This window comes from Vibrio sp. Vb0349, assembly GCF_033338975.1.
Map to the genome: position 1 here is coordinate 52,717 of NZ_JAWOTS010000016.1, position 11,675 is coordinate 64,391.

Here is an 11,675-nt window from a genome sequence, read left to right on the forward strand (position 1 = left end):
GAATAAATCTCACCCTCTATGAGCTTTTGGAATGCCACAAACCAAAAACACCAAAACCCTTGATATTTAAACAATAAAATAAAAATAGGCCAGCTTTTTTAAAGGCTGGCCTATGGGTAACCCAAAGCTAAAAACAGAATCGTTTTACGAGTTTAGTGCCTGTTCTAAATCGGCTAGAATATCGTCAATATGTTCAATACCCACCGATAAACGAATCATCTCTGGAGACACACCAGCTTGTTTTTGTTCTGCTTCGCTCAATTGACGATGAGTCGTCGATGCAGGATGGCAAGCCAATGATTTTGCATCGCCAATGTTCACCAAACGCTTAAAGATTTTCAAAGCATCATAAAAACGCACACCAGCGTCATAACCATCTTTTAAACCAAACGACAAAATTGCAGAAGGCTTACCTTTCATGTATTTTTCGGCGAGATGGAAGTGTTCAGAACTTGGCAATCCGGCATAACTTACCCAACAGACTTTGTCATTCTGTTCCAAGAATTCAGCCACTTTGAGTGTGTTCTCGGTATGGCGCTCCATACGCAGCGGTAACGTTTCTAACCCTTGCATAAGCATAAATGCATTCATCGGTGATAATGCGGCTCCGGTATTACGCAGTGGTACGGTACGCGCACGCCCGATAAATGCCGCCTCACCAAACGCTTCGGTATACACCACGCCGTGGTAAGAAGGTTCTGGTTGGTTGAAAACAGGAAAGCGGTCTTTGTGCTGTGCCCAAGGGAATTTACCGGAATCCACAATCACGCCACCTAATGTGGTGCCATGCCCACCAACGTATTTAGTGAGAGAGTGAACTACGATATCCGCACCGAACTCGATGGGTTTGCACAGCACTGGCGTCGCGACGGTGTTATCCACAATCACAGGTACGCCTTGTGCATGAGCAAGCTCCGCCACACGTTCTAAATCGATGATATTGCCCGCAGGGTTCCCAATGCTCTCGCAGTACACCGCTTTGGTATTTTCATCAATTAATTCGGCCAAACTTTCTGGCTTGTCATCTTTAGCAAACTTCACCTGAATACCTTGATTTGGGAGCATGTGCGCAAACAAGGTATAAGTACCGCCATAAAGTTGCGGCGTAGAAACGATGTTATCGCCCGCTTGCGCTAACGTCAGAATCGCATAGTTAATCGCTGCACTCCCCGCACTCACGACCAATCCAGCAATGCCGCCTTCTAACGCTGCCATGCGTTTTTCCAGCACGTCATTAGTCGGATTCATGATGCGAGTGTAGATATTACCCGGCACTTCCAAGTTAAACAGATCAGCGCCGTGCTGCGCGTTATCAAACTCGTACGCGACTGTTTGATAAATCGGCGTCGCGACAGATTTAGTGGTAGGGTCAGTTTCGTAACCAAAATGGATGGATAGCGTTTCGTCTTTCATGTTCTTCCCTGTCTTTCATCACTCAAATAGCGGCAAGCAAAGCACTTACCTTGCTTATAAAACTTATATTGCCCAACTTTTCAACAAATAACGTAGGGATGAATCACAGAGATAAAACGCTATTTCAACTGTCCAAGTAACCAGTGACGAAACGTTTCTGTCGCATTCGTACGTGTGTTCATGATCAAGTAATACCCTGCATTAGCAGGAATCGGTTTGAATGGAGAAACCAAACGCTCTGTCGTCAATTCATCCTCAATCAGTGCCATTCGTGCCATCGCAATCCCAACGCCTGCTTCGGCTGCAGACATTGCCATATCCGTTCGATTAAAAAAGTGTCCGATATCGGTTTTAAAATCCAACCCCATCGCTGACGCCCAATATAGCCACTCATAGTCACGCGTCGCTTTTTCCCATGGCATCGCATCGTGTAGTAGCGTCGCCTCTTGCCATTGCTTCACTGGCATTGAGTTTTTTTGCTCACCAAACAACGTTTTTAGCCAGCCATGATCCTCAAGGTATTTTGGACTCATCACCGGTAGCAGATGCTCATCCAAAATCAGCTCCGCGTTAGCATTTCTATAAGGATGAAGACCATAGTCAATTGCGACGTCATAGTCTTTTATCTCACTATTTACCAGCGCACCTTCCGCAAAGATTTGTACTTGGATATCCGGATTATCATGATGGAAGCTTTCGAGCTTTGGGACTAACCATTTGAAAGCAAAAGAAGGCGTCAACTTCAAACGAATTTCATTGGTTTGCTTTTCTACTTTGAGCTCATCAAGCAATTTGCTCAGTTCCGAAAAGTGAAACTGCGTCGCTTGGTGTAACTGAGTGCCTTTTACGGTTAAACGAATACCGCGAGAATGGCGTTCAAATAAAGTAAAACCTAATAACGCTTCCAAATGAATAATTTGTTGGCTTATGGCACCAGTGGTGAGGTGTAAATGTCTTGCAGCACCAGTAAAGCTGTTGTACTCCGCGACTTGGCTAAATAAACACAAACCACTTATCAGATTACTTTTCATCCTTGAGCCTATAGTTTTTCTAAACGCTGTGTGTAATTTATATCGATTGTTAACAAAAGGTAAAGAAAAGAAACTGAGCACTCTGATAAATGTGTGGAGTGCATCAATGGAAGTCATCGTATTAGGCAGCGGCGTTATCGGCTTAACCTCTGCTTGGTATTTATCTCAAGCAGGCTATCAAGTTACCGTCATTGACCGCCAAGCAAGCAGTGCCATGGAAACGAGCTTCGCCAATGCCGGGCAGATCTCATATGGCTATTCTTCGCCTTGGGCTGCGCCTGGTGTTCCTGTTAAAGCCATTAAGTGGTTAATGGAGGAGCATGCTCCACTTAAAATCAAACCCACTCTGAATGCCGACATGATCCGCTGGGCAAGTAAAATGGTCGCGAACTGCACCCTACCTCGCTATCAAGTTAACAAGGCTCGCATGCTTTCGATCGCCAACCACAGCCGTATTTGCTTAGAACAGTTACGCCAAGAACACGCCATTGAGTATCAAGGACGTCAGTTTGGGACCTTGCAAGTATTCCGAACACATCAACAGCTGCAAGCCATTGAAAAGGACATGCAGCTCCTTGAACAAAGCGGAACCCGATTTAAGCTAATGGACGTCGAACAATGTATTGAACAAGAGCCAGGGCTTGCACTTGTGAAAGACAAACTGGTTGGTGGCTTGCATCTACCTGATGACGAAACGGGCGATTGCCATCAATTTTGCCAACAACTAACGGAGCTTGCTAAGGCACACGGTGTCCGATTTGAGTTCGATACTGAAGTAAGCAATTGGGTTACAGTAGGCAAAAAGATCATAGGTGTCCAAACGAACCGAGGACAATTTAAAGCAGACCAATATGTGGTGGCCTCTGGCAGCTACTCTACAGCGCTACTCAAGCAACTCGATATTGATATTCCGGTCTACCCTGTCAAAGGCTATTCACTCACCATCCCGATGGAAGATGAACACTTCTCTCCTCGATCTACTGTGATGGATGAAACCTATAAAGTCGCTATGACTCGATTTGATGACAGAATTCGCGTAGCTGGCACCGCAGAATTAGCAGGGTTTGATACTTCCCTTCCACAAAAGCGCAAAAACACCATCGAAATGGTCATCCGTGATCTTTTTCCTCGTTGTGGTGACTTCAGCCAAGCTGAGTTTTGGAGCGGCTTTAGGCCAATGACGCCTGATGGCACACCAATTATCGGCGCGACTAAATACGATAACCTTTTTACTAACACCGGACACGGAACTCTGGGCTGGACGATGGCTTGTGGTTCAGGTCAATTGCTAGCAAGCGTAATGAAAGGTGAAAAAGCAAAAGTGATGGATAATGCGGAGCTTAACCTTTGTCGTTACTCCTGAGGACATAACTGAACAAAAAACAGGCAGACACTTACTCCACAAAATGCATAACCACTGGTATTTTTAACTCATCAAAATCGCAGCACATTTAAATGACAATGTGCTGCATAATTAATCATCAGACAAATCTTCTACCTAAAAGGAGCAAATAAGCAATAAGAACCAAATTTTAACAACTGCTCTCCATTCTGTGTTCATCATCACGCTACAAAGGATTTGTAGCTAAAAAAGTTAACAATTGCATTACATAAAGGGTAATGTATTGTGTGAAAAACAACCACAAACACAACTAACAGGGAAAATACTCATGCAGTCATTAGTTGATTTTCTGAATGGAATTATTTGGAGCCCGGTACTGATCTATTTGTGCCTTGGCGCAGGTTTGTTCTATTCAATCATGACGCGTTTTGTACAAATTCGTCACTTCTTTGAGATGTGGCGCTTATTACTTTCAGGGAAGAGTTCAACAAAAGGGATATCATCATTTCAGGCACTTGCCGTTTCACTGTCTGGCCGTGTAGGTACAGGTAACATTGCTGGTGTTGCTGCTGCTATCGGTTTCGGTGGCCCAGGCGCCGTATTCTGGATGTGGGTCGTAGCCTTCTTTGGCGCTGCAACCGCATACGCAGAATCAACACTTGCACAAATTTATAAAGAAGAAGACGAAGGCGAGTTCCGTGGTGGCCCTGCTTACTATATTGAGAAAGCAATGGGACAAAAATGGTACGCTTGGATCTTTGCTATCGCGACCATCTTTGCTTGTGGTGTTCTACTTCCTGGCGTTCAATCGAACAGTATCGGTAACGCAGTAGAAGCCGCATTTGGCTCAGGTGACATGATTGAAACCGCTATTGGTACCTTCAGTTTTGCTAAAATTTTCACTGGTACGGTTGTTTGTGTCATTTTGGCTTTCATCATTTTTGGTGGCGTAAAGCGTATCGCGAACTTTACCCAAGTCGTTGTGCCATTTATGGCGTTAGCTTACATCATTACTGCGTTTGTCATCATCCTTCTAAACATTGGTGAGGTTCCACGCATTTTCGGCATGATCATTGGTGACGCGTTCACACCAATGGCAGGCGTTGGTGCAGCAATCGGCTGGGGTGTAAAACGTGGTGTCTACTCCAACGAAGCAGGTCAGGGTACTGGTCCTCACGCAGCAGCAGCAGCGAGTGTTGATCACCCTGCTCAGCAAGGTCTTGTTCAATCTTTCTCTATTTACATCGATACACTACTTGTGTGTTCAGCAACCGCGTTCATGATTCTTATCACTGGCGCGTACAACGTAAATGGTGCGATTGAAGGTACATTCCTGGTTCAAAACCTACCAGCGGATATTGGTGCAAATGGCCCTGTGTTTACACAGATGGCGATCGAAAGCGCACTACCTGGCGTGGGTAAGCCATTCATCGCAATCGCTCTATTCTTCTTCGCGTTTACGACCATTCTGGCTTACTACTACATTGCAGAAACGAACATTGCTTACATTCGTCGTACGTTCAAAGTAAATGGACTGATGTTTATTCTGAAAGTCATCATTATTTCATCCGTGTTCTACGGAACCGTGAAAACCGCCAACTTAGCATGGGCGATGGGTGATGTAGGCGTAGGACTGATGGCGTGGCTAAACATCATCGGTATTTTGATCATTTTCTCTATGTCGAAGCCTGCACTCAAAGCACTGAACGACTACGAAGAGCAACAAAAACGTGGTGTGACCGATTTTACATTTAACCCTGTTGCACTGGGCATTAAAGGCGCAGATTACTGGGAAGATAAGTACCGACGTAAAACGGGTAAAGCTCCAACGGCAGACAGCAATAGCGCAGAAACTGTTGAGCAACCATCAACATAGCGTTATCACATAAATAAGAAAAAGCAGTGGTCCGATTGAGGACATAAAAAAGGGGGATTAACCAATGGTTAATCCCCCTTTCTTCATTATGAGTAACAGCTTAGGCGATAACCGCTTCAACTTTACGAGCGATTTTTGCTTTACCGACAGGTAACACTTCACGACCAAATTCGTTGTTCAGTACTTGCGCCATTGCGAAGTAAATTGCACTTGCGCCACAGAAGATACCCTCGAAGCCAGCGATAGCACCGATCACTTCGCTACCAGTGAAATCACGAGCAGCAAGCAAGAAGAACAGGATAGTTAGAGAACCAAATACCACTTGCTTCGCTGTTGGGTAACATAGAGAACCAATGAACATGAAACCAGTGAAGATGCCCCAAAGCGCTAGGTACCAACCCATAAAGCTTGCAGGGCTTGCAGGAAGACCCATGTGAGGCATTACGATTAGACCAACCAATGTTAGCCAAAATAGACCGTAAGAAGTAAACGCAGTTGTGCCGAATGTATCACCGCGTTTAAAGCACATGATGCCAACGATTACTTGGCTAAGGCCACCGTAAAAGATGCCCATCGCTAGAATCATAGAGTCAATTGGGAAAAATCCTGCATTATGAATATTGAGCAGAATAGTGGTCATACCGAAACCCATTAGACCTAGCGGTGCTGGGTTAGCCAGTTTTGTCGACATGTACAAATACCTTTTTTCAAAAATGTTGATAAAAAATGCGCGCGAATTTTAATGGGCTGCAGAACAAAAGAGAAAAGCTGTTATTGAAAACTTAGATTCCATAAATAAACCACTACATATATAAAAAAAGACCCTGCAAAAAAGCAGAGTCTTTATAGATGGTTAGGTTGTTTTTTACTCGATCACTGACAAGAAATCTCGTCCCAGAACCAGTTGCTTTGCGTTGGGCTTTCCCATACTCCAGGGCCATTTTTTGCGACAAAACATTTGTTTTGGTACGTCACTTTATCGCCGTTAGCGACTTGCGTTACACCCGGCTCCCACTGAATAAAATTGCCTGTCACTGGTGGTTCTGGCTCGGTTACTGGCGGCTCTGGCTCAATCACCGGTGGTTCAGGTTCCGTTGTAGGCGGCTCCGTAGGAGTGCCTGAAACCAGCTTCCAAGGGTCTCCTTTCGTTGGCTCATTACCTTGTGACCACCATTTCGCTTCGTAAACAGCACCTTGGTAAGAAACTTGATCACCCGTGTTATATACTTTGCCAGAATCCCAAGCTGCCACACCACCTACAGGCGGATCGACCGGATCCACTGGGTCTAACTTGTCAACTACACGAACTTCTGGCCAACCCGCATGAGATTGGTAGAAGTTAGTTACACATTTCTCATAATCACCCGCAACTAGCGCAGAGTAAGCCGTTTGGAAACCAACAAGCTCACATTCAAATGAGTGACCTCCAGGACGATCTGAGTAGTATTTCCAGTTACCATCCCAGTTGGTGTAAAGCACGTCTGTCGCACCATTTAGATTTAAGCTGCCGTAAGGCGTCTGCTGCCAACAGGTATTGGTCTCATCGGCTTCAATTGGAATTTGATAATGAGCGGCAAGTCCTTCCCAATAGCGAATACGGTTAACAGGTTGACCTTTATCTTTGTTTTGCTCCCCACACTCAATACCACCATTGATCACGTTGATGGTGGTACCAAAGCCGTAACCAATGCCAGCATCAAGCTCACGCTGTGAAGGCACCCAAGTACGGTCAATCACATGTAGCATTGCAGGTTTCGGTGCTTGTGGGGTTAGGAAGAACCAGATAGCCGATGCCAAGTTCAGCCATGAATCCGCAACCAAGCCTGGATTTTTTAGCAATACAGATGCATCACCATCAAACATCACTTCAGAGAACGCGCCATAGTTAAAATGGTAAGAAAGCTGTTTAGCACCACGTCCAAAATAACCTTGTCCTGGTTCACATGGCCAGCGTTTGTTTTGCCAGTCATTTTGACCACAACCTGTTGTGTAACCTTCTTGCCCTTCAGACCATCCCATTTCTCGCACATGAACCAAAGCTTGCTGCCACTCTTCCAACCCTAGCGGATTATCCGATACGTTATCGATCGAAATATGGCCACCGGTTTCCTGTGCAAAGTGAGCAAACGCTGTCACGATCGATTTTTTACAAATCGCATCCGAATCACGACCGTCTGTGTACTCACCACAGAATGCTGGGAACTTGCCAATTGCACGTAGGAAACGCGTGTAAGTGTATTCAGGTGCCGCCATTTGAGTCAGGAAGTCCCACTCACTTTCGGGGAATACACGCTCTACACGCTTCACGTTTTCTGGGTTGGTTGTCGCCCCTGGAACAATCGCTTCAACCACTGAGTTCGGGCGTGTCTCTAATGCTTGTGACCAAATGGCATACATAGGATCAGAAGTTTTGCTTTGCTCTACGGCTTGAACGTCACCACGAGCAATAACATAACCATTCGGATTTTGCGGATCGGGCTGAATATTCATACTCGCATTCACTTGTGCCGCTAAGACACAACTCAATGCAAGAGGAAGATGTTTGAGTGCAAACATGTCTAGTCTCCGGATTTCAACAATACAATATACGAGGAATAACTAGACATATAGTGGATCATATATACGAAACACCGAGCCAAGTACGTTGATTCTGCGAGACAAAATGAATAAATAGGTCCTCACACACATTTTGTCACAAGAAAAATGTTACCTTGACTCAAAAGAAAAGCGGAGACCCTGTGAGCCTCCGCTTTGTGATGTTTCTCTCTTTATTGTTCTGCCGAAACCACCTCTAGCTTCGCGGTTGACTTTTGTTTAGACAGCACAAAATAAACCACACACTGAGAAATAATTGCGGCAAGCACAATCACTGGTGAGGCGTTGATTCCAGCTAAAAGAAAACACCCCAATGCGATCATTCCATTGAGTAATGCGTAAGGTAATTGTGTACGGAAGTGCTCATACTGTTCACACCCCGCTCCTGTCGACGACAAAATCGTAGTTTCAGAGATGGGAGAACAGTGATCGCCAAACAAGCCACCAGATAATACCGCACCAATACAAACCAACAGTGGTGCATCAATCGCAACGGCAGTTGGGATCACTAATGGCATCATGATGGCGAACGTCCCCCAAGATGATCCCGTAGCGAATGAGATAACACCAGCAAGCAAAAAGGCGACTGCTGGCAATAGCCAGTACGGGAAACCGGCTTGAGCTTGTTCAGCAATGTATGCAGCTGCACCTAATTCTTTCCCAACCGAGCTAAGTGCCCAAGCCAATACCAAAATCACGGCTACAGACATCATGTTCGACATCCCTTTTAGGTAAACCTGAATGCCATCAGAGAGTTTTCTTACGCCATAAAACGCCATCAGCGCAATCAAAGTAAAGGCTGCGAAGAAATATGCCGAAGAAAGTGCAGCCCTGAACGTTGAGCCTGCTACTTTTTGAAATGGAAAACCGTGTGGCACGAGGATGGTACATAGAACCACCAGCATAACGAGCAAAGGTGCCCATACAAAACTAGATTTTGCATTTTTATGCGTAAACACATTCATGGACTCCTGCACTTTCCCAAAGTCGGAGCCCTGCTCTGCTAGTTGTTCAGCCTTCGCCATCGGTCCGAAATCTAATTTGAAGAAAGAGACAATCGGCACAATCGCGATCGCAAGAAAGGCGTAAAACTGATACGGGATCGCACCAATGAAAGCATCCCAATCACTCATACTGACATTCAGGGCAGTAAACTCTTTTTGAATCAATCCCATGATGTAAACGCCCCATCCGATAAAAGGGATCAAGATTGCGACGGGAGAGGAAGTAGAGTCGATAATAAAAGCTAATTTTTGGCGTGATACTTTTAACTTATCAAATAAAGGGCGAAAAACAGGGCCAACAATCAGTGGTGTACCAAGGTCTGAGAAGAAAATAACCACACCACCGAACCATGCGGACAGTTGAGCTTGGCATTTACTCGCAACCCATTGAGTAACCTTTTTAGCAAACGCCACACCACCGCCAGATTTCTCCATCAAGGCAACAAAGCCACCAATAAAGACCAAGAGCAAAATGACGCCCGCATTGTAGCTGTCAGTTAATTGCGGCAGTAGATAGCTTTTCATCAATGCACTAAACGAGTCTAGTGGCCCTTTTTCGACAAATGTCCCTTCGAGCATAGCGACACCACTCACCACACCCGCGAATAAACCAACAACGACATTTCTTGTGGTCAGCGCGAGGAAAAGAGTAATAAGGATGGGAATGAGAGAGGTAACGTCAGCCTGTTCCATAGCAATACCATTTATGATAATTAAACAACTAAAATGAATATATATTTAATTTAACCGCATGTATATATCTCTCACAAAAAAGTTGAACCACCTCTTCACAAACTTGAAGTACAAAAAACCAGCCCGAAGGCTGGTTCTTATAAACTCAACTGTCTAGAGGAAAATTATTCCCACTCGATAGTCGCTGGTGGCTTACCTGAAATGTCGTAAACAACACGAGAAATGCCATCAACTTCGTTGATAATACGGTTAGAAACCTTACCTAGGAAGTCATATGGTAGGTGTGCCCAATGAGCAGTCATGAAGTCGATAGTTTCTACCGCACGTAGAGACACAACCCAATCGTACTTACGGCCATCGCCCATTACACCAACAGAACGTACTGGTAGGAATACCGTGAACGCTTGAGATACTTTGTTGTATAGATCAGCTGCGTGAAGCTCTTCAATAAAGATAGCATCAGCACGACGTAGCAAGTCACAGTATTCTTTCTTGATTTCACCAAGAACACGAACACCTAGACCTGGACCTGGGAATGGGTGGCGGTAAAGCATGTTATAAGGCAGGCCTAGCTCTAGACCAATCTTACGTACTTCATCTTTGAACAGCTCACGTAGTGGCTCAACAAGACCCATTTCCATGTCATCTGGAAGACCGCCCACGTTGTGGTGCGATTTGATCACGTGCGCTTTACCAGTCTTAGATGCAGCTGACTCGATTACATCAGGGTAAATCGTACCTTGAGCTAGCCATTTCGCGTTTTTCAGCTTCTTAGACTCTTCATCGAATACATCTACGAATACGTGACCGATAGTCTTACGCTTCTCTTCTGGGTCAGACTTGCCTTCAAGTGCTTTTAGGAAGCGTTCTTCAGCGTCAACTTTGATGATGTTCAAACCAAATTGGTCGCCGAACATATCCATTACTTGTTGACCTTCGTTTAGACGAAGTAGACCGTTATCAACAAATACACACGTTAGCTTGTCGCCGATTGCTCGATGAACCAGCATCGCAACTACCGATGAATCAACACCACCAGATAGACCTAGGATAACTTCGTCGTCACCCACTTGCTCTTTAATGCGAGCAACCGCGTCTTCGATGATAGATTCCGAAGTCCATAGACGCTCACAGCCACATACGCCAAGAACAAAGTTCTCAAGCATTTGTAGGCCACCTTTTGTGTGTGTCACTTCTGGGTGGAACTGAACACCGTAGTATTTCTTCTCTTCGTTCGCCATCGCAGCGTAAGGACAAGTGTCTGTCTCACCAACTTTTACGAAATCGGCTGGGATCTCTACTACTTTGTCGCCATGGCTCATCCAAACGTCTTGAGTTGCTTCAAGGTCTTTAAATAGAGCACATTCACCAGAAACTTTAACCTGAGCGTAGCCAAACTCACGTTCGTTAGAGCCCGCTACTTTGCCTCCTAACTGTTCCGCCATGGTTTGCATGCCGTAACATACGCCAAGCAAAGGAACACCAGAATCAAACACATATTGAGGCGCGCGTGGAGAGTTCTCTTCCGTTACGCTTTCTGGACCGCCAGATAGGATAATGCCATCTGGGTTGAATTCGCGAATATCCGCTTCTTCTACATCCCAGCTCCATAGTTCACAGTAAACGCCGATTTCACGTACGCGGCGTGCTACTAATTGAGTGTACTGAGAACCGAAGTCCAAGATCAGAATACGTTGGTCATGGATATTTTTAGTCATTTT

At 45.2% G+C, this 11,675-nt stretch carries 8 protein-coding genes; 2 read left to right on the plus strand and 6 right to left on the minus strand.

The genetic code is table 11. The features are described 5' to 3' along the window. Nucleotides 1–144: 144 nt before the first annotated feature. A complete protein-coding gene (locus R7Q47_RS16530; RefSeq protein ID WP_054579031.1) occupies nt 145–1,413 on the minus strand; it encodes an O-acetylhomoserine aminocarboxypropyltransferase/cysteine synthase family protein in 1,269 nt (422 codons plus the stop codon). A 119-nt stretch (nt 1,414–1,532) separates the two neighbouring features. Continuing rightward, nucleotides 1,533–2,444: a LysR substrate-binding domain-containing protein gene (locus R7Q47_RS16535; RefSeq protein ID WP_053302974.1), complete on the minus strand. Its 912-nt coding sequence runs from the start codon at nt 2,442–2,444 to the stop codon at nt 1,533–1,535. Nucleotides 2,445–2,550: 106 nt separating this feature from the next. Between R7Q47_RS16535 and R7Q47_RS16540 the strand changes: the two genes are divergently transcribed. Both R7Q47_RS16540 and R7Q47_RS16545 read left to right on the plus strand, forming a co-directional pair. After that, nucleotides 2,551–3,807, plus strand: a complete 1,257-nt coding sequence (locus R7Q47_RS16540) for a D-amino acid dehydrogenase (RefSeq protein WP_225455720.1) — start codon at nt 2,551–2,553, stop codon at nt 3,805–3,807. Between the two features lie 307 nt (nt 3,808–4,114). After that, entirely contained in the window at nt 4,115–5,662 is a 1,548-nt protein-coding gene (locus R7Q47_RS16545) for an alanine/glycine:cation symporter family protein (protein WP_318089265.1), read from the plus strand. 100 nt (nt 5,663–5,762) lie between these two features. Here the strand turns inward: R7Q47_RS16545 and R7Q47_RS16550 are convergent, their stop codons facing one another. The 4 genes from R7Q47_RS16550 to guaA all read right to left on the minus strand — a co-directional run bounded on the left by R7Q47_RS16550 (nt 5,763) and on the right by guaA (nt 11,672). Beyond that, complete coding sequence (locus tag R7Q47_RS16550; protein WP_005381682.1) at nt 5,763–6,353, minus strand: acetate uptake transporter; 591 nt, start codon at nt 6,351–6,353, stop codon at nt 5,763–5,765. Between the two features lie 182 nt (nt 6,354–6,535). Beyond that, a complete protein-coding gene (locus R7Q47_RS16555) occupies nt 6,536–8,218 on the minus strand; it encodes a chitinase (protein WP_137281743.1) in 1,683 nt (560 codons plus the stop codon). A gap of 212 nt (nt 8,219–8,430) precedes the next feature. Continuing rightward, nucleotides 8,431–9,954 carry a Na+/H+ antiporter NhaC family protein gene (locus R7Q47_RS16560; protein ID WP_054730033.1) on the minus strand — a complete coding sequence of 508 codons (1,524 nt, stop codon included), beginning with the start codon at nt 9,952–9,954 and terminating at the stop codon, nt 8,431–8,433. 164 nt (nt 9,955–10,118) lie between these two features. After that, entirely contained in the window at nt 10,119–11,672 is a 1,554-nt protein-coding gene (gene guaA, locus R7Q47_RS16565; RefSeq protein WP_005381685.1) for a glutamine-hydrolyzing GMP synthase, read from the minus strand. Nucleotides 11,673–11,675: the final 3 nt, after the last annotated feature.

Bases quoted from the DNA above. Each gene is read 5' to 3' on its own strand.
- R7Q47_RS16530 (WP_054579031.1), bottom strand. From the start codon at position 1,413: ATGAAAGACGAAACGCTATCCATCCATTTTGGTTACGAAACTGACCCT.
- R7Q47_RS16535 (WP_053302974.1), bottom strand. From the start codon at position 2,444: ATGAAAAGTAATCTGATAAGTGGTTTGTGTTTATTTAGCCAAGTCGCG.
- R7Q47_RS16540 (WP_225455720.1), top strand. From the start codon at position 2,551: ATGGAAGTCATCGTATTAGGCAGCGGCGTTATCGGCTTAACCTCTGCT.
- R7Q47_RS16545 (WP_318089265.1), top strand. From the start codon at position 4,115: ATGCAGTCATTAGTTGATTTTCTGAATGGAATTATTTGGAGCCCGGTA.
- R7Q47_RS16550 (WP_005381682.1), bottom strand. From the start codon at position 6,353: ATGTCGACAAAACTGGCTAACCCAGCACCGCTAGGTCTAATGGGTTTC.
- R7Q47_RS16555 (WP_137281743.1), bottom strand. From the start codon at position 8,218: ATGTTTGCACTCAAACATCTTCCTCTTGCATTGAGTTGTGTCTTAGCG.
- R7Q47_RS16560 (WP_054730033.1), bottom strand. From the start codon at position 9,954: ATGGAACAGGCTGACGTTACCTCTCTCATTCCCATCCTTATTACTCTT.
- guaA (WP_005381685.1), bottom strand. From the start codon at position 11,672: ATGACTAAAAATATCCATGACCAACGTATTCTGATCTTGGACTTCGGT.